Raw genomic sequence first — 17,217 nt, forward strand, 5'->3', positions numbered from 1 at the left:
ACGGCCCGTCGATCGCGGGACTATCGCGGATCGAACGTGGTCGCGATCGAATCGATCCCCCGGATGTGTCGCCTCCGGGCCATTGGGGAAACAGGGAGTCGCCGATAAACCGCCGAACTGCGTGACCGAGTACGACATCGGTGGGGTCCAGGACGGTCACTCACAAGTAGTAAACCACATACTGCGATATCGAATTGACGTCGTTTCCCCAGGCATGGGCGTCGCCGTTCCGGCGCGAGACGATCGCTCGCCTTCGATTCGAGCGTCGTCGGCTCGCGTGGCGTCGTCGGCTGTGCGACTCACCGATCGGCGGCCCGGGCGAGACCGCTCCGTCCCCGCCCCGTCGAGCCCGGATCGAGTCCGACTTTCGGAAGTTTCGGAAACGGCCCGCCGTGGCTTAAGGGGATCCAGCCGAAACAGACAGTCGTGATCGTCGACGGCCGCGTCCTGCGAGAGGACTTCGTTCCCAGCGAGGTGGTCCACCGACACGACGAGGTGAACCTCCTCTCGGAGAGCCTGGAGCCGCTGCTGTACGATCGGCGCCCGGATCCGGCGTTCCTGTTCGGACCGACCGGCGTCGGCAAGACCTGTATCGCCCGGTACACGCTCTCGCAACTGCGCGAACAGGAGCCGTCAGTCGCGGTCGCCTACGTCAACTGCTGGCAGGAGTACACCCGGTTTCGGGTGCTCTACAGTCTGCTCGAGTCGATCGATCGGACGGTCGGCGTCCACCGATCGACGCCGAAGGACGAACTGTTCGGACGGCTGGCCGACGCCGACGACCGCCCGATCGTCGCGATCTTGGACGAGGTCGACCAGCTAGAGGAGACGGCCGCGCTCTACGACCTCCACCGGCTGGGCCACGTCTCGCTCGTGTTGATCGCCAACCGCGAGGAGGAACTGTTCGCGAGCTTCGACGATCGGGTCCGGTCGCGGCTGCGGGCCGGGACCCGGGTGCAGTTCGACCGCTACGGCACCGACGAACTCGTCGCGATCCTCGCGGAGCGGGCGAGCCAGGGGCTCGAACCGGGATCGATCACCGAAGATCAGTTGCGGACGATCGCCGACGCGGCCTCCGGCGACGCGCGGGTCGGCATCGGTATCCTCCGATCGGCGGCCCGGCGGGCGGATCGTAACGGGGACGAGTCGATTACGGACGAGGTGGTCGCGGCAGCGATTCCGGACGCCCAGTCTGCGATCCGTCGCAAGACGGTGGAGGGGCTGATCGAACACCAGCGCGTCCTCTACGACGTGATCGCCGAGGCGGGCGAGATCGAACCCGGCGACCTCTACGCCGAGTACGAGCGACGGGTCGCGGACCCGAAGACGAAACGGACCCTGCGCAACTACCTGACGAAGATGGTCCACTACGACCTGATCGAGGCCGAGGGAAAGCGCCGCGGTCGGACCTACCAGCCGGTCGGAGACGATGACGATGACGATGACGAAGACGGGGAAGAGGGAGGAGAGAAGGCAGGTGATCCGGGCGCAGATGGGGCTGACGGGATCGATCGCGACTGATACGGTTTACTGTAAGTCAGTTCCGGCGCGACTGCGATCCGGGCGGCGGTTGCGCCGGTACATCGGTACAGCAATCCGTATGAGCCCCGATCGCCGGTCCACGCGCGGTCGCGGTCGGACGGCTAACGGCTATTTTCGGAAGAGGTTCCAGACGACGGACTCGAGGACTCTGACGACCATTTACGCGCCTCTCTGGTGACTATCGGAAATCGGAAACGGCCGTCCGACGCTTATGGGGCGGCCTCGCGATCGATCGCGTATGCACGAGTTCGACCTCGATCCGGGGCTGACGCTCCTGCGGACGGAGTCGCCCCGATCGACGATCGTCCACCGACTGGCCTGTGATCGACTGGCTGACGCCGACGGGCCGGCGTACTGGATCGACGCGCGAAACGCCGCGGCGACGCACGTCCTGTACGACTGCGTCCCCCGGCCGCGAATGCTGGACGACCTGCGGGTTGCGCGGGCGTTTACCGCCTACCAGCACCACTCGCTGGTTCGGGCCGTCACGCGGCGGGCGAGACCCGACACCGACCTGCTCGTCGCACCGAACGTCGCCGCCCTCTACCGGGACGACGACGTGGCCGAGTGGGAGCGCGACCTGCTCGCCGCGAGCCTGGAGACGCTGTCCGAACTGGGACGGGTGCTCGAGTGTCCCGTCCTCGTCACGAGCGCGAGCGACGCCGACGCGAAGCGGATCACCGATCGCGCCACGACGACGATCGACTGCGTCCGCACGCGCGAAGGGATCCGCCTCGAGTCCGCGGACGGCGATCGGCTGACCGAGGGCTACTGGCACGGGGAGTACTGGCAGACGACGATCCCCTACTGGGTCGATCTCTGCGGCGCCGTCGACGCGCTCGATCCCGTCGCCGCCCACGATCGGGGGCTGCTGGAGGTGACGGCCTGATGGGGCGAACGAACCCAACCTACCGCGACGCCGTCCGCCGACTCGAAGCCGACTGGGAGCCGATGCGGCGGGCGCTTCGCCGGGAGTACCAGTCGGACTTCGATCGGCTCTTCGACCGGGCGCGATCGGTCGCCGACGCGGCGGGCCACGCGAACCCGCGGGACCCCGAGCGGGCCCTGTTGCTGTCGATCCTGCTCGCCCACGAGACCGAACTGCGCCGCCTCCGGGCGGAACTGGAGTCCGATGCGGGAACGGGCGAGCGCGATCCCGCTCCGTTGACGGACGAATGAGCCCGTACACCTTCGAGTTCGAGGACGGCGTCGTCCGCGAGTGGCGACTGACCGAGTCCGGAGCCGAACCCACGACGGACGCGGACTACGCGCCGTCGCTGTTCGTCGACGGGCCGGCGGACGCGCTCGCGGACCTGCAGGACCGACTCGCGTCGGACCCGAAAGTCGCCGCGACGGAGCGCGAGCGGTGGGCGACCGACCTCCACGAGGCCCACGTCGATGATCGCTCTCGGGTCCTGCGCGTCGACCTCGATCGGGTCGGCGAGGTGCGGACGCTCGCCCGCGAGATCCGGGGCGTCCACGAGCGCGAGACGCACGCGCCCGGCACGTTTCGCCTCTACGATGTCGACCTCGCGCCCGGCTTTCGCTACTGTCTCGATCGAGAGATCGATCCGACGCCAGCCCGCGATCTGCGGACGATGCGACTCGACCTGCCGGAACCCGCGCTGGCCGACGGCGACGTCTCGGGGCTGGAGATCGACGGCGAACCGATCGGCGCTGGCGGTGACGCCGACGACGCCAGCGACGACCCCGCGAGGGTGCTCGGCGCGCTCGGGGACGCCCTCGATCGGCGGGATCCGGACGTGCTCGTCTTGAGTCACGCCGACCTGGTCCCGCTGCTCGCGGAGCGGGCGTCGGACCTGGGGATCGAGGGGTTTCGGCTGGGTCGACGCCCGGGCTGGACCCGCCTCGCGAGCGAGAACACGTACGAGAGCTACGGCCGGGTGGGCCACTCGCCGGCCCGGTATCGGGTCCCGGGTCGGGCGATCGTCGATACCTCGAACAGCTTCCTCTGGCACCAGTCGGGACTCGATGGGATCCGCTATATGGTCGGCCGAACGGGGCGACCCCTACAGGAGGCTGCGTGGGGGAGCATCGGCACCCTGCTGACCTCGCGGCAGATCCGGCTGGCGCACACCGAACGAGGTGTGCTCGCCCCCTGGAACAAGTGGGAGCCCGAGCGATTCGCGGACGTCGCGACGCTCCACGCGGCCGATCGGGGTGGGTTCACGTTCGCACCCGAGGTCGGCTTCCACGAGACGGTCCACGAGATCGACTTCGCGTCGCTGTACCCGCGGATCATCCGCGAGCACAACGTGAGCCCGGAGACGGTCGACTGTCGCTGTGAGTGCGACTCCCGATCGGTGCCGGAACTGGGCTACGAGATCTGCGAGCGCGACGGCTTTCTCCCGGCGGTTCTCGACCCCTTACTCGACGATCGGGCGGCGATCAAACGGGCGTTGCGCGAGGACCCGCCGGAGGCGACGGCCGATCGGCTCCGGGCGGAGTCGGGGGCGATCAAGTGGGTGCTCGTCTCCTGCTTCGGCTATCAGGGGTATCGCAACGCCAAGTACGGCCGGATCGAGTGTCACGAGGCGATCAACGCCTACGCTCGCGAGATCGCCCTCACGGCGAAGGCGCGACTCGAGGACGCCGGCTGGCGGATCGTCCACGGCATCGTCGACAGCCTCTGGGTGACGCCGCGGATCGACGATCCGGAGCCGATCGAGTCCGTCACCGCCGACGTCTCCGACGCGGTGGGGATCCCGCTCGAGCACGACGGCCGCTACGAGTGGGTCTGTTTCGTCCCGTTGCGCGACTCGATCGCCGGCGACGCGAGCGCGACTCGGCCGGGTGCCGGGTCGACGAGCGGGGCGAACCCGGGCCCCCGGTCCCGGGGCGGCGTCGCGTCCGGTCCCGCGGGCGCGCTCACGAAGTACTTCGGCAAGCGCGAGGGCGGCGAGTACCGGTTTCGCGGCATTGAGGTCCGCCAGCGGAGCACCCCGGAGTTCGTCGCGGCGAGCCAGCGGGCGTTCGTCGAGACGCTCGATCGCGAGCGCGATCCCGAGGCGGTCTGCGACGTACTCGGGCGCCGACTGGGCGAACTCCGGCGCGGTGCGGTCGACCCCGCCGCCCTCGAGATCACGAACCGCGTCTCGAAGTCGCTCGAGGCGTACCGCCAGCGGACCCGGGCCGTCGCGGCGCTAGAGCGGTACGATCGCCACGGGATCGATCGCCGGCCCGACCAGTCAGTTCGCTACGTCGTCGTCGACGACGACGCCCGCGGCCCCGAGCGGGTTCGCCTGCCGTTCGAGGGGCCCTCGACGTACGATTCCGACTACTACGCCGCGCTCCTGGGTCGGGCCTGCGAGAGCGTCGTCTCGCCGCTGGGCTGGGATCGGGCCCGGATCCGGGACTACCTGCGCGACGGTGAGCCGGTCCGGCTGTCGAGCTTCGTGGAGTGATCGCGACCCCGAACGGTCCCGACGCCCAAACCGTCCGTTCCGGCGAACAGTCGGCTGTCTCGGCTGGTTTGAGCACTACATTTATACTCATCAACCGGCTTTTGCATACCAACTGCTTATGACAGGGGCCAATCGGCCTGCGAGTCGTCTTCGCTTACGGGTCCGCCAGCGGATCGCATCGAACGCGGCCGGTACCCCCTCGAGTGGGCCGTCGCAGCCGATCGGAACGCGAGTACGGACACTGAGGGGGAGGCCGCACGTATATCCGTATTCGCAGCGAAGGATGGGACAACGCAGGGGGGCCACCATTCGCGAGCAGGCACTCGACATCGAGCCCGATCGGACGGACGATCGCTTCCAGGCATCTGTCTGTCGCCGCGGGTCGACGTTCTCCGTGAGCGTCCCGACACCTATTGACATATGACTGACCCAGATTCGTTTCGGCCGGAGCCAGCACAGATACTGTTAGTCGAAGACAACCCGGGTGACGTCCGACTGACGAAGGAAGCGTTCAAGCGGGGCCGGATCGAGAACGACCTCCACACCGTCTCGGACGGCACAGAGGCGCTCGCCTTCCTCGAACAGCGCGGCGAGTACGCGGACGCACCGCGACCGGATCTCGTCCTCCTCGACCTCAACCTTCCCCGGACGGACGGGGAAGAGGTTCTCGAGGAACTCAAGGGGGATCCGGAGCTTCGATCGATCCCCGTGATCGTCCTGACGAGTTCGCGGGCCGAGGAGGACGTCGTCAGGTCCTACGAACTGCACGCGAACGCCTACCTCACGAAACCCGTCGACCCCGACGAGTTCATCGAGACCGTCCGTGCGTTCGAGAAGTTCTGGTTTTCGGTGGTCAGGCTGCCACCGGAGGGGAACTAATCATGAGCGAGACCGACGCACAGACGGAGTGGGACTGGGAGCGAGAAGGCCCCCTCGAGGAAGCCGGCACGCTCCAGCTCCTGTTGATCGAGGACAACCCGGGCGACGCACGGCTCATCCAGGAGATGCTCCGGGACTCCGACGAACTCTCGCGGCGCGTCAACCCGGACGAGTCGGAGAGCCAGACCCCCGACGTCGTCAGGGAGAACCGCCTCGAGGACGGTCTCGACGCCCTCGCGTCGGAACCCACGGACCTCGTCTTGCTGGACCTGAACCTCCCCGACAGCACCGGACTCGAGACCCTCGAGACGGTCAGCGAGGCGAGCGACGAGACGCCGGTCGTCGTGTTGACCGGCCTGCGGGACCAGGAGGTCGGCGTTCAGGCGATTCAGCGGGGGGCCCAGGACTTCCTCGTCAAGGACGAGGTGACGAGCGAACTGCTCGTCCGGACGATCCACCACGCGATCGAACGGGCCAGACAGGACCGCGAGCGCCGCCGCCAGCGCGAGCAACTCGAGGCGCTGAACCGCCTCAACCGGATCGGTCACGACATCACGCACGCAGTGATCACGACCGAGACGCGGGCGGAACTCGAAGAGGAGGTCTGCGATCGGCTGGTCGAGTCCGACGGCTACCGGTTCGCCTGGATCGGGAGCGTCGATCCGGGGAACAGCGACGTCGTTCCGAAGGCGGCGGCGGGCGTCGAAGAGGGGTATCTCGACGAGATCGAGGTCACCACCGACGAGGACGAACCGACCGGACAGGGGCCGGCGGGAACGGCGACCCGGACCGGATCGGTCCAGGTCGTGAACGATGCGAAGACCGATGCCGAATTCGAGCCGTGGCGCGAACCGGCGCGCGAACGCGGCTACCGCTCCTCGGCGGCGATCCCGATAGTCCACGAGGACCTCGTCTACGGCGTGCTCGGCGTCTACTCGTCGTCGCCGCGCGCCTTTACGGGCCCGGAGACGACGATCCTCGCGCGGATCGGCGACGTGATCGCTCACGCGATCACCGCCATCGAGCGCCGCGACGCGCTGGTCAGCGACGCCGTCATCGAACTCGAGTTCCGGGTCGGGGAGATGGCGGAGGAACTGGTCGAACTCTCGGCGACCGAGGAGTGCACGATCGAGTTCGAACAGCTGGTCCAGGGCGACGAGACGTTGCTGGCGTACGGTTCGGCGCGGGACGTCTCGGAGGAGGCGTTTCGCGACACGGTCGACGAGACGGACGGGATCAGCGACCTCCGGGTGCTCGCGTCCCGGCGGGACGCCTTCGAGTTCGAACTCGTCGCGCCGGCCGCCGTCTCGCTGTTCGAGACGATCGCGACCCACGGCGGCCGCGTCGCCTCGGCGACGATCGCCGACGGCGAGTTCCGGTTCGTCGTCGAACTCCCGCGGGGTCGTGACACCAGGCAGATGATCGAACTGATCAGGGACCAGCACGCCGACATCACCTACCTCGCACAGCGGACCACCGAACGGAGCGATCGCGGCGAGACCGGGTCCGCGTCGGTCCTCGAGGAGAAACTCACCGAGAAACAGCGGGCGGCGATCGAGACGGCCTACTTCGCGGGCTACTTCGACTGGCCCCGCGAGAGTACGGGCGAGGAGATCGCCGAACGGCTCGGGATCTCCCCCGCGACCTTCAACCAGCATCTCCGGACGGCCGAGCGGAAGTTCTTCGACTCCGTCTTCGGGGAGTGACCGCGATCGTTGATAATGGCTGTGTTCGGGAGATTCTCTGCGTCCACCGAGATTGATGCGACCACCACGAAAGCCCCTGCCACCATCTGGTCGAGGGCCTCGCTGCGCGTCTCACTTCGTTCGGTGCTTGCGTCGGCCGTCTCCCCGGATGGTGGCAGTCCCTTTCATTCCTACCCGCAGTGCTACCCTGATCAACCGGTTCGGGTGGGAATGAAAGGGGCTGACGCGGTCGATCCCTCCCGGGCGACGTAAGGACCGGAGCGAAGCGAGGACCGCAACGAGCCCCGGAGGGTCGAGCGTGTCAGGGGCTTTCGTGGTGACCGTACTCCCGTCCACCGTATTCCTGTCTAATCCGATCCCGATCGGAGTAGTCGTTCGAAAGCACCAGGTTGGAGCGTTCGCCCGTGGAAGGTGGTGATGTCCACGTCTGTCGGTGAACTCGGTCCGAAGAACGTCGGCACGGCCAGTCGACACACCGACCTGCCCGGACTGACGGTGACCTTCGAGAACGAGGGGCCGGCGCGATCGTCATCGTGGAGGACGACGAACCCGTCGGAATGGTGACGGACCGCGACGCAGCCCTCGCGATCCACCGGCACGACGACGTGACTGCCGTCACCGCCGTCGACGTCATGACCGAGGATCCGGCGACGATCGAGGCGCAGTCATCGGAGTACAGCCCCTGACGGCGGTGGGTATCCGGTTCGATCGGGTACAATTTTCGACGGATCCGATGGCCGAAATACCGACGTGGCTCGATCGCGTTCGATCGCAACGTGAGCGACGGCGACGAATCGGCTGACGAGCGATCCCGACGCGAGTGTGAACTCTGCGGTGCGTCGGTTCCGGCGGCGAGCTATCACGAGCACTTGCTCAAGGAGTGTTCAGGTCGGTAACGTCGCGAAAGAATCGTGGGGTAGGGTCCGCGCTCAGGCTCCGCGCGGTTCGGTCGCGGGCTGGTCCGCCTCGTCGACTGGCCGACCGGCGTAGGCGACGACCGCCATCGAGATGCCGGTCATGAAGAGGCTGATGCCGACGAGCAGTCCGATCGCCCAGGCCGCACTGGCCGGGAAGCCGGCCCAGAGGAGGCCCGCGAGGACGATCGAGATGACGCCGCTGACGGCGACTGCCGCGCGTCCGGGCTGGTCGGCCATCCGTGCCGCCATCACCAGTTCCGCGACGCCGTCGACCAGCAGGTACGCGACGAGCAGGAGCGTCAGCGTTACCAGCGCGACGACCGGGTTGACGAGCAGAGCGAGACCGGCGATCACCGAGACGACGGCGAGGGTCACCTGCCAGAGCGATCCCTTCCAGCCGCGTGCGGTGAACGCGTGCGCGCCGTGGACGAGACCGCTCAGGACGAGCAGGCCGCCGAGAACGAGCGCGATCGAGATTCCCGCGACGAACGGGAGGGCGATCGCGAGGAGGCCGATCAATCCGACGACGCCGCCGGCGATCGCGAGCGTGCGCCACCCTTTCTCTACGGTGTATTCCGCGGCCGAGTCGCTGTCCGTTGTTACTGAGTTCATTGTAGTCACCGTCACTAACTACGTCGTGTGTGAAGATAAACACGTATTCACGGTTTGCCGGTCTATCCCGAGTCCGGACCGGTCCGCGATCGGGACGAAGACCGAAGCGGTCCGCGATCGGGACGGCGGCAGGCACGCGCGATCGCCGTTCGTCCCGATCGCGGTTGCGACGCTTCTGTGGGGCGTCAGCGTGTGCGGTCCGGCGGACTACTTCTCCTCGACGTGGCGAATCTCGCAGGCGATCCCGCGCGTGCTCTCTCGCATCTCGCGGCCGAACATCTCGGCGCGGCCGACGCCGAACGCCTTCGGCCCCTCGACGACGACCTCGTCGCCCACGCGGATGTCCTCGTCGGCGTCGACGACGCCGGGCGCGAGGACGCTCCCGTGGGGAACGAAGCCGTCGATCTCGACGCGCTTCGTGGGAGCGTCGCTGTCGACCCACCGCTTCGCACCCTCGAGCGTAAAGGAGAGGGTGCCGTACTGGGGCACCATCGTCGCGAGCTGGGTGTCCTCGCGATCGCGAACCTGGATCTTCGGGTAGCGGCTGGTGGTCTGGATGTCCTCGAAGAGGTCGTCGCCCGCGCCGTCACCGAGCAGGTAGTCCGCGATCGCGCGGACGGTGTTGTGTTCGCGGTCGCGCTTGGAGTACTTCAGTTCGCCCGCGAGCGCCTCGGAGAGGTTCGAGATCGACTCGTCGTCGGTGGGGTGGCCGCCCTCGGGAACGGTGTAGGTGATCTCGAGATCCAGGTCGTCTTCGACCCGTTCGACGATGTCGCGGTAGCCCTCGTCGGGGACGTGGGCGACGATCGACGGGTACTCGTTGCGCTGGAGGTACCGCTGGAGGACCTCGCTCACGAACCGCTTCTCGTCTTCGGACCAGCGCCCCGTGACCACGGTGTCGTAGTGCTGAGCGGGGTAGGTCGTCTCGAGTTCTTGCGGGACGACGCCGATCGGGCTGGTCATCGAGACGAGGTGGCCGCGCCACTGGATCGCGTCGTGGAACTGGCGGTGGCTCTGGGACTCGCTGTAGGGTTTCGTCGCCGAACACGGGACCAGCACGAGCGGGTTGTCGAACCGGTTGTGATAGCGGGTGGTGACGCGATCGGCGAACCGCTGGATCTCGACCCGTCGGAGGGTATCCCCGGTCGCGGCGTCGATCTGCGCGTCGCGCAGGATCGGCGTCCGCTCTTCGAGGTAGCCCCACTGGGCGTCCAGTTCCCGCATCGCGGCGGTGAGCCACTGGTCGTGGCGGGCCTGGCCCTCCACGTAGTCGCGAAGCCGGCCGTCACGGATGCGGCGGCGGACGATCCCCAGTTCCGCCCGGAGGGTGTTGACGTTGTGCTCGACGCAGTCCTCGCGAGTGAACTCCTCGCGGGGCGTCTGGCAGGCCGGGCAGGAACAGGGCAACTCCTCAAGATCCTCGAGGAAGTACGCCTCGTCGGTCGTGAGGTACCGGCCCTCGGTGCCCTTCACGGCGGCCGCAGTCTCGTCGAACAGGTCGACGCCGGCGTAGGCGAGCAGGGCGACGTTCCGCGGCGTCGCGACGCCCGAGAAGTAGAGGGCGGTGTCGGTGGGGATTGCCTCGCGGACGGTCACGACGGCCTCGACGAGCGCCGCGCCGTGGCCCGTCACGGACTGGACGTCCGAGAGCGCGTAGGCGTCGGTGCCGCAGTCGTCGGCGCCCTCGCTCGAGACGACGGCGACGCTCGGGTAGTCGACGTCCGGATAGTCGACGGCGAAGGATTCCTGTACCTCCGCGGCGGTGCCGCCGGGGAACGCCCGGTGGGGCAGGACGGTCAGCGCCGACTCGTCGCCCTCGGGAAGCTCGCGATCGGCCGCCCAGAGCGACCCCGCGTCCTCGAGAACGTCGTCGACGAGCGCGGGCGTCGGCCGGGACGACTCGAGGCGAAGTTCGCCCACGCGCGCGGCCCCGTCGCGTGCGTGTACTTCGAAGTACTCGGTCATACCCGATATGACCGCGGCGCGCGAAAGAGGTTGTCGATAGCGAGCGATCGACCGGGAAGTGCCGGCGTCCGTCGTCCGAGTCGACACCGCACCGACGGCGTCCCGGCGGCGGGCGCTACTCGCCGGTCACGGCGATCCCGTCGCCGGTCACGACGACGCGAAGGCCCTCGTACCGGAATCGAACGACGCAGTCGCCCGCGTGGGACACCAGCGCGTCGAGCGCGTCGACGTCGATGACGTCGTGTAACGGCTTCAGGTCGATCGGCGGTCGGTTCGTGTACGCGGCGACGACGCGAATTACGGCGTGGCTGGCCGGTTCGTCCGTCTCGAGTGTTGCGTCTTCCCCCACTGCTACACACCCACAAGTGGCTTTGAGTAACTTATAGATGGTCTTCAGTCAACCAGAAAGCACTATACACAACCGATACATTACTATCGGGGCATACAACGTGTACAGGCAACGCACGTATAGGCGTGACAGACCAGAAGTCCTGTATGCGCTGTCACGCCCAGTGGATGTCGATCGTCGACGAGCGCATTCTGGAGTTCCTGGCCGAGAACGGGGCACGACAGCCGAGCCAGATCGCAGACGAACTCGCGGAGCAGGGGATGGTGTACAACCCGAAATACGTCGGTCGACGGTGTCGCGAACTCGCGGATCGCGGACTGATCGACAACTTCGGCAACGGCATCTACGCCTCGAGCGAGAAAGGGGAACGGTATCTCGAGGGAGAGATTCGTCTCGCGGATGGCGCGTAGCGATCGACCACCCACCCCGTCCGGGATGAGCGGTTGCGGCGGACGAATGCGGACCGGCCGCGCCCGATCGAGTCGTCGACGTCGATCAGCCGCCCCGTTCCGATCGCCGTATCGCCGGCCAGATCGCGACGAGCACGTAACAGAGCCCGAGCAGTCGGGTTGCGGGGCGGACCCACGGTTTCGGCCGGATCTCGTCGGCGTTCTGGTAGGCCGTTCGGATCGCGGCGTCGAGGACTGGATCCGGGAGCACGAGCGCCGGGAGTCCGACCGTCCCGAACAGCGGTCGCAGACCGGGCCACGCCTGGTCCCACTTCCAGGCGAGCCACAGCGCGATGAGCCCCTCTATCCGGGCCATCGGGAGCGTCCACGCCCGTAGTCGGGCCGACTCTGGGTTTTCGAACGCGAGCCGTTCGGCGCGGGAGACGATCCGGTCGGGAACGGCGATCTCGATGACGGCGAAGACTGCGAGTGCGAGGAGCGATCGTCGCATACGCACCCGACACCGCCCGTGGTGAAAATACTGACCGCCTACCCGGGTCGTCGGGGACGACCGCCCGAGTCGTCAGGCCCGATCGACGAACGTCGCCGTCGCGGAGGTGTGGCCGCGGTTAAACGAGAGGATCTTGGCCCGGATCACGTCTGTCTCGGCGAGTCCGCCGGGCAGGTCCTCGACGAAGACGACGAACCCCTCGACCTTGCAGACGGCCTGGCGTTCGCCGGAGTGGTGGGTGGTGAACTCCTCGATCGCGACCGTCCGGACGTCGCCGATCTCGACCGGCGGATCGCGTTCCTGGGCCTCCCGGTGGCGCTCCCAGGACTCCCGCTGCTCGCTGGAGCGGCCGCCGCGGAACCGTCTGATCAGCCACGACGCGAACAGCACCGTCGCGAGCACGCCGAGCGCGATCGCCGTTGCCCAGATCATACGGGGAGTGTTCGGGGCCTCGTCTTTGTCTTTCTGGTGTCGGCGCGTCGTTCGACCGCCGAACCGACCGCCCGTTCGGGAATTGGACCAGATCAGGTATACTCCGCTAGTTCCAAGATCCGATATGGACGAACGAACCGCATCGTTCGGTACCGATCGAAGACCGACCCGACGAACCGTGCTGGGCGGACTCGGGGCCGGCGCGCTCGGAGCGGTCGCCGGCTGCCTCGGCGGGGACGAGACGGACGACGCGCCCGACCCGATCAGCATCGACGATGAACAGGGGTGTGACAACTGCACGATGGTCATCGGGAACTATCCCGGCCCGGCCGGGCAGGCACACTACGAGGACCCGACGGAAGTGCTCGACGACGACGAGGACCGCCCGGCCCAGTTCTGTAGTTCGCTGTGTACGTACGCGTTCACCCTCGACCAGGACGTCGATCCCACGGTCAGCTACCTGACGGACTACTCGACGGTCGAGTACGGCATCGAGGAGGGCGACGAGGGCCCCGTGATCTCCCGTCACCTCGAGGCCGACGGGTTCGGGGACCGGTCGGACCTGACGCTGATCGCCGACAGCGACGTGGGCGGTGCCATGGGGGCCTCGCTCGTGCCGTTCAGCGACGAGGACGACGCCGCGGCGTTCCAGGAGGAACACGGCGGCGACAGCTACGCGGATGACGAGGTCACGCAGGAACTCATCATGTCGCTGATGTAAGCGGCCCACAGTAGGCATCGCGATCGAACAGCGGCGATCGACGGTGGTATCGCCGACCGGGATCGAAGTCAGAACACGAGACGATCGCTCTTTTGTCGGGCCCTCACCGGTTCAGCGCCCACGCCGCGAATCCGAGCGAACCGATCGTCCAGGCGGCGAGGCTCGCCAGGCTCGCGATCGGCGAGGCGACCGCCGGCCCGGTCCCTGCCGCGACGACGATCGCGCTCTCGAAGACCAGTCCACGATAGGCGCTGAGCGGGCTGAGCGCCAGCGAGTAGACGAGTTCCGCGTCGCCGATCGCGCCGGCCGACACCCCGAACGCGATCGCCAGGTCGAAGCCGACCAGCAGGACGACGAGCGCGACGACCGCCAGCGCGAGCGCGCTGCGGGTGCCGCTGACCGCCGCCGAGATCGCGATCGCGACGGCGAGCACCGCCAGCGCGAACAGGACCGTCAGGACGACGAACCGGGCGAACAGGATCGGGGAGTCGGCCCCCGAGTGGGACGCGTAGACCGACAGCGCGTCGTCCTCGAACCGAACCACCGCGGCGGCGACGACCGCCAGCGGGAGGACGATCGTCGCGAGGAGGCCGATCGCCCGCCCGGCGTAGACGCCGAGGACGATCTCGCGGTGGGAGACGGGGTAGGTCTCCAGCACGTCGAGTTCGCCGCGTTGCTCGTCGCCGAGGATGGCGCGATAGCCGTAGGCGACGGCGACCACCGGCACGAGCAACTCCAGGGGCGTGAGCAGGTCGACCAGCGTCGGGACGTAGCCGGCCCGGACGCTCCCGCCGACCCAGGCGATCCCCAGCAGGACGGCGGCGAACGCCAGTCCGAGCACGAAGAACGTCCGGGTCCGGAGGACCGTCCGGAGTTCCCGACCGACGATCGTCGCGAGACGGCGTTTCGGGTCGGGTGCGGCCGGCCGTGAGCGATCCGTCTCGCTCGCGTCCTCCCGGCCGGCCGTCCGGGGTTCGGTGGCCTGTAGCTCGCCGCTCATGCGTGTCCCCCCTGTACCCGGACGGTATCGAGATCGCCGCCGATCGCGGTCTCGTAGACCGCCCACAGCGAGTCGGCGTCGAGTTCGTCTCGCAGTTGCGCGGTCGAGCCCCGCCGTACGATCCGGCCGTCGGAGAGGATCAGCACGCGATCGGCGACCCGTTCGACGAGTTCCAGGTCGTGAGAACTCAGCAGGACCGCGATCCCGTCGTCGGCGAGTTCCGCCGCGACGTCGAACACGTGCATGCTCATCCCCGGATCCAGCCCGCTGCCGGGTTCGTCGAGGACGACGACGGGCGGGTCGCCGATCGTCGCCTGTGCGATGCCGAGGAGACGGGTCATCCCGCCAGAGAGGGCCTCGACCGGTCGATCGGCCGCGTCGGCGAGTCCGACCCGATCGAGGTGCGTCATCGCGGCGGTTTCGTCGCCCCCCACGAGCGACGCGTAGAATTCGAGCGTCTCGAGGCACGTGAACCCGGGCCGGAAGGCGGGGTGCTGGGGCAGGTAGCCGATCCGTCGGGCCGTCTCGGGGCCGTGGTACGCGATCTTGCCCGCCGTCGGCTCGTGGAGGCCGGCGAGCGATCGGATCAGCGTCGTCTTGCCGGAGCCGTTCGGGCCGATCAGGGCCGTCACGGCCCCGCGGCGGAGAGTCGCGGAGACGTTCTCCAGGACGGAGATCGTCCCGTAGTCGTGGTCGATGTCGGTCGCCTCGAGTATCGGTAGCGTGTCAGTCATGGATCGTCCGTGTCGTCTCGTAGCACGTCCAGGCGTGCTCGGCCCACTCGGTGCGCTCGAGCAGGTCCGGGTTGTTCGGTTCGCAGGTCGGTGCCTGGTCGACGATACTGCCGGTTCGCATCCCGGGAACCGAGCCCTCGAGTCCGGCGAGGGCCCTGAGCGCGGGTGCCCGGACGAGCGTCGGCGTCCCGTCAGTCCGGTGCAAGCGCCGATCGATGGCGTCGGTGGGGGAGTACGACATGTCGGCCCGGTCCCCGTCGGCGACGGTGGCACTGCCCTGCCAGTAGTTTCCGGCGTCGCCGTCGCTCCAGACCCGGAGCGGCCCCGACCTCGCGTCGGCGTGTGCGTCGTTCCCGACGAAGTCGTTCCCGACGACGCGGTTCGTCGGGAGCATGGCGGAGACCTCCGCGCCCACGTCGTTGCCGGCGATCACGTTGTTCTCGTAGATCGACGCGGTCGAGCCGACGAGAAGGCCGAGTTCGGAGTCGGCGACGAGGTTCGATGCGACGTAGGTATCGCTCCCGCCGACACTGAGGGCGATCGCCGCGTCCCGGACCGTGTTCCCGACGACCGCGTTTCCAACGGGTCCGGTCATGATGTACAGCCCGGCGTTCTCCTGGCCGCGAAGCTCGTTGTCCGCGATCAGGGCGTCGTTCGTGTGCATCAGGTGGACGCCGATCTGGTTCCCCTCGACCGCGTTCGAGCGAACGACGGCGGTCGGGGAGCGAAACAGGTAGATACCGTTCCGAGCGCCCATGACCGTCGAGTCCTCGACGACGACCGGCGAGTGGTACAGCAACATGCCGGCGAGCCCGTCGGACGGGTCCTCGGGCCCGACTACCGTGACGTTCCGGATGACGGCGTCCGTGCTCTCGTACGTGATGATCCCGCTCGCCGGGGTGTCGATGCGGACGTCCTCGATCAGGAGTTCCTCGGCGGTGTAGGCCCCGATCCCGGCGTCGGTGCCGGCGTAGTACTTCGTGAAGGTGGCGTCCCAGGCCTCGTCGTCCATCTCGACGGGGAGTTCCTCGCCGCCTTTCGTCCGGTTTCCGACGCCTTCGATATCGAGCCCCTGGATCGCGGCCCGATCGGTCGTGACGGTGATCACCGTGCCGTTGCCGTCGCCGCGGATCGTCGCGTTCCTCTCGCCGGCGAGCGTGATCGGGCGATCGATCTCGATCGTCTCCGCGTAGACCCCCTCGGGGACGACGACGGTGGTGTTCGCCGGCGCCTCGTCGATCGCCCCCTGGACGGTGGCCGCGTCCTCGCCGACGACGACGGACGTGGGTCGCTCCGCGAGCCGTTCGGCCGCGTCGACCCGCTCGTCCGCCAGGTCGCGCCGATCGTCGACGCGGTCGCGGGCGACGGTCGCGTCGTCGCTCTCGAAGGGGACCTCGAGCAGCGAGTCCCACGCGTGGAGCGTGCCGCCGTGGGTCTCGGCGAACGCCGCCGCCTCCTCGCGATCGGCGAACGAGACGACGGTGTCCCCGGCGGGCGTTCGTGCATCGCTGTCGACGACGTACCACGCCTCCTCGGCCGCGATCCAGCCGGGGGATCGATCGGTGACCGGGTACCCCTCGTCGGTCAGTTCGATCCCGGTTCCGCCGTAGTCGGAGACGTACACCGCCAGCGGGTGGCCGAACCGCTGTTCGTGGTCCGGCCCGCGCTGGTTCTCGACGAACGTTTCGACGCCGTAGTAGCCGACGACGTACTGGTACTGCGAGTAGAACACCTGTGCGCGGGGGAGTGCGACGTCGTCGCCGAGCGCGTACTCGGCCTCGAGCGTGAGGCCGACCGGCACCGTGTCGTCGAACGCGACGGGATCGGGCGTCGTCGACCCGACGTCGACGGCGAACAGCCCGGCACCGGCCAGCACGAGGACGACGAGAAGCCCCAGAAATATCGTAGTACGAGAGCGGACGGGCACGTCCGACGGTTGGTCCCTTCGAAAAATATACCATCTGGTTCACACCTCGAACGAACCTGTGCCTGCCGCCACACGTCTCGGCGACCTGTATCTGTCCCACACGTCGCG

Annotated in this window: 17 protein-coding genes; 9 read left to right on the forward strand and 8 right to left on the reverse strand. The window is 68.0% G+C overall.

Going from position 1 to position 17,217, the window contains the following annotated elements; genetic code table 11:
• Positions 1 to 426 precede the first annotated feature (426 nt).
• From MUN73_RS18980 to MUN73_RS19010, 7 genes are all read left to right on the forward strand, one after another.
• Positions 427 to 1,521, forward strand: a complete 1,095-nt coding sequence (locus MUN73_RS18980) for a Cdc6/Cdc18 family protein (RefSeq protein ID WP_250142084.1) — start codon at positions 427 to 429, stop codon at positions 1,519 to 1,521.
• A 259-nt stretch (positions 1,522 to 1,780) separates the two neighbouring features.
• A complete protein-coding gene (locus tag MUN73_RS18985) occupies positions 1,781 to 2,431 on the forward strand; it encodes a hypothetical protein (protein ID WP_250142085.1) in 651 nt (216 codons plus the stop codon).
• On the forward strand, positions 2,431 to 2,721 hold the full coding sequence (locus MUN73_RS18990; protein WP_250142086.1) for a DUF8156 family protein: 291 nt from the start codon (positions 2,431 to 2,433) through the stop codon (positions 2,719 to 2,721). The genes MUN73_RS18985 and MUN73_RS18990 overlap by 1 nt, the downstream gene beginning before the upstream one ends.
• Positions 2,718 to 4,967: a DNA polymerase domain-containing protein gene (locus MUN73_RS18995; RefSeq protein WP_250142087.1), complete on the forward strand. Its 2,250-nt coding sequence runs from the start codon at positions 2,718 to 2,720 to the stop codon at positions 4,965 to 4,967. The genes MUN73_RS18990 and MUN73_RS18995 overlap by 4 nt, the downstream gene beginning before the upstream one ends.
• 420 nt (positions 4,968 to 5,387) lie before the next feature.
• Positions 5,388 to 5,846: a response regulator gene (locus MUN73_RS19000; RefSeq protein ID WP_250142088.1), complete on the forward strand. Its 459-nt coding sequence runs from the start codon at positions 5,388 to 5,390 to the stop codon at positions 5,844 to 5,846.
• A gap of 2 nt (positions 5,847 to 5,848) precedes the next feature.
• Complete coding sequence (locus tag MUN73_RS19005; RefSeq protein ID WP_250142089.1) at positions 5,849 to 7,552, forward strand: bacterio-opsin activator domain-containing protein; 1,704 nt, start codon at positions 5,849 to 5,851, stop codon at positions 7,550 to 7,552.
• A gap of 533 nt (positions 7,553 to 8,085) precedes the next feature.
• Positions 8,086 to 8,238, forward strand: a complete 153-nt coding sequence (locus tag MUN73_RS19010) for a CBS domain-containing protein (protein WP_250142090.1) — start codon at positions 8,086 to 8,088, stop codon at positions 8,236 to 8,238.
• A gap of 243 nt (positions 8,239 to 8,481) precedes the next feature.
• Here MUN73_RS19010 and MUN73_RS19015 read toward each other — a convergent pair whose 3' ends face one another.
• From MUN73_RS19015 to MUN73_RS19025, 3 genes are all read right to left on the reverse strand, one after another.
• Positions 8,482 to 9,081, reverse strand: a complete 600-nt coding sequence (locus MUN73_RS19015) for an HdeD family acid-resistance protein (protein ID WP_250142091.1) — start codon at positions 9,079 to 9,081, stop codon at positions 8,482 to 8,484.
• Between the two features lie 207 nt (positions 9,082 to 9,288).
• Positions 9,289 to 11,046, reverse strand: coding sequence for an archaeosine synthase subunit alpha (arcS, locus tag MUN73_RS19020; RefSeq protein WP_250142092.1), 1,758 nt, complete (start codon positions 11,044 to 11,046; stop codon positions 9,289 to 9,291).
• A gap of 115 nt (positions 11,047 to 11,161) precedes the next feature.
• Complete coding sequence (locus tag MUN73_RS19025; RefSeq protein ID WP_250142093.1) at positions 11,162 to 11,395, reverse strand: HalOD1 output domain-containing protein; 234 nt, start codon at positions 11,393 to 11,395, stop codon at positions 11,162 to 11,164.
• A gap of 125 nt (positions 11,396 to 11,520) precedes the next feature.
• Between MUN73_RS19025 and MUN73_RS19030 the strand changes: the two genes are divergently transcribed.
• Positions 11,521 to 11,805 (forward strand): MarR family transcriptional regulator, encoded by a 285-nt coding sequence (locus MUN73_RS19030; RefSeq protein ID WP_250142094.1) that lies wholly within the window; start codon positions 11,521 to 11,523, stop codon positions 11,803 to 11,805.
• Between the two features lie 85 nt (positions 11,806 to 11,890).
• On the opposite strand, the gene MUN73_RS19035 is transcribed toward MUN73_RS19030, so the two are convergent.
• Both MUN73_RS19035 and MUN73_RS19040 read right to left on the reverse strand, forming a co-directional pair.
• Positions 11,891 to 12,295, reverse strand: a complete 405-nt coding sequence (locus tag MUN73_RS19035) for a hypothetical protein (RefSeq protein WP_250142095.1) — start codon at positions 12,293 to 12,295, stop codon at positions 11,891 to 11,893.
• Between the two features lie 72 nt (positions 12,296 to 12,367).
• Complete coding sequence (locus tag MUN73_RS19040) at positions 12,368 to 12,727, reverse strand: TRAM domain-containing protein (protein ID WP_250142096.1); 360 nt, start codon at positions 12,725 to 12,727, stop codon at positions 12,368 to 12,370.
• A gap of 124 nt (positions 12,728 to 12,851) precedes the next feature.
• Between MUN73_RS19040 and MUN73_RS19045 the strand changes: the two genes are divergently transcribed.
• Positions 12,852 to 13,448, forward strand: a complete 597-nt coding sequence (locus MUN73_RS19045; RefSeq protein WP_250142097.1) for a nitrous oxide reductase accessory protein NosL — start codon at positions 12,852 to 12,854, stop codon at positions 13,446 to 13,448.
• A 103-nt stretch (positions 13,449 to 13,551) separates the two neighbouring features.
• Here the strand turns inward: MUN73_RS19045 and MUN73_RS19050 are convergent, their stop codons facing one another.
• Genes MUN73_RS19050 through MUN73_RS19060 form a run of 3 tightly spaced genes read right to left on the reverse strand, consistent with a single transcriptional unit; the run spans position 13,552 to position 17,109 of the window.
• The gene (locus MUN73_RS19050) at positions 13,552 to 14,448 is read right to left on the reverse strand and encodes an ABC transporter permease (RefSeq protein WP_250142098.1); all 897 of its coding nucleotides are present in this window, start codon (positions 14,446 to 14,448) and stop codon (positions 13,552 to 13,554) included.
• A complete protein-coding gene (locus tag MUN73_RS19055) occupies positions 14,445 to 15,182 on the reverse strand; it encodes an ABC transporter ATP-binding protein (protein WP_250142099.1) in 738 nt (245 codons plus the stop codon). Before MUN73_RS19055 ends, MUN73_RS19050 begins: the two co-directional genes overlap by 4 nt.
• Positions 15,175 to 17,109, reverse strand: a complete 1,935-nt coding sequence (locus MUN73_RS19060; RefSeq protein ID WP_250142100.1) for a NosD domain-containing protein — start codon at positions 17,107 to 17,109, stop codon at positions 15,175 to 15,177. The genes MUN73_RS19055 and MUN73_RS19060 overlap by 8 nt, the downstream gene beginning before the upstream one ends.
• Positions 17,110 to 17,217: the final 108 nt, after the last annotated feature.

Source organism: Halosolutus amylolyticus (assembly GCF_023566055.1).
In the GTDB taxonomy this organism is placed as follows: Archaea; Halobacteriota; Halobacteria; order Halobacteriales; family Natrialbaceae; genus Halosolutus; species Halosolutus amylolyticus.

What these genes read in the sequence shown, in the direction of transcription:
- MUN73_RS19055 (WP_250142099.1), bottom strand. Translation starts at nt 15,182, where the DNA reads ATGACTGACACGCTACCGATACTCGAGGCGACCGACATCGACCACGAC.
- MUN73_RS18995 (WP_250142087.1), top strand. Translation starts at nt 2,718, where the DNA reads ATGAGCCCGTACACCTTCGAGTTCGAGGACGGCGTCGTCCGCGAGTGG.
- MUN73_RS18990 (WP_250142086.1), top strand. Translation starts at nt 2,431, where the DNA reads ATGGGGCGAACGAACCCAACCTACCGCGACGCCGTCCGCCGACTCGAA.
- MUN73_RS19035 (WP_250142095.1), bottom strand. Translation starts at nt 12,295, where the DNA reads ATGCGACGATCGCTCCTCGCACTCGCAGTCTTCGCCGTCATCGAGATC.
- MUN73_RS19015 (WP_250142091.1), bottom strand. Translation starts at nt 9,081, where the DNA reads ATGAACTCAGTAACAACGGACAGCGACTCGGCCGCGGAATACACCGTA.
- MUN73_RS18985 (WP_250142085.1), top strand. Translation starts at nt 1,781, where the DNA reads ATGCACGAGTTCGACCTCGATCCGGGGCTGACGCTCCTGCGGACGGAG.
- MUN73_RS19040 (WP_250142096.1), bottom strand. Translation starts at nt 12,727, where the DNA reads ATGATCTGGGCAACGGCGATCGCGCTCGGCGTGCTCGCGACGGTGCTG.
- MUN73_RS19050 (WP_250142098.1), bottom strand. Translation starts at nt 14,448, where the DNA reads ATGAGCGGCGAGCTACAGGCCACCGAACCCCGGACGGCCGGCCGGGAG.
- MUN73_RS19045 (WP_250142097.1), top strand. Translation starts at nt 12,852, where the DNA reads ATGGACGAACGAACCGCATCGTTCGGTACCGATCGAAGACCGACCCGA.
- MUN73_RS19000 (WP_250142088.1), top strand. Translation starts at nt 5,388, where the DNA reads ATGACTGACCCAGATTCGTTTCGGCCGGAGCCAGCACAGATACTGTTA.
- arcS (WP_250142092.1), bottom strand. Translation starts at nt 11,046, where the DNA reads ATGACCGAGTACTTCGAAGTACACGCACGCGACGGGGCCGCGCGCGTG.
- MUN73_RS19005 (WP_250142089.1), top strand. Translation starts at nt 5,849, where the DNA reads ATGAGCGAGACCGACGCACAGACGGAGTGGGACTGGGAGCGAGAAGGC.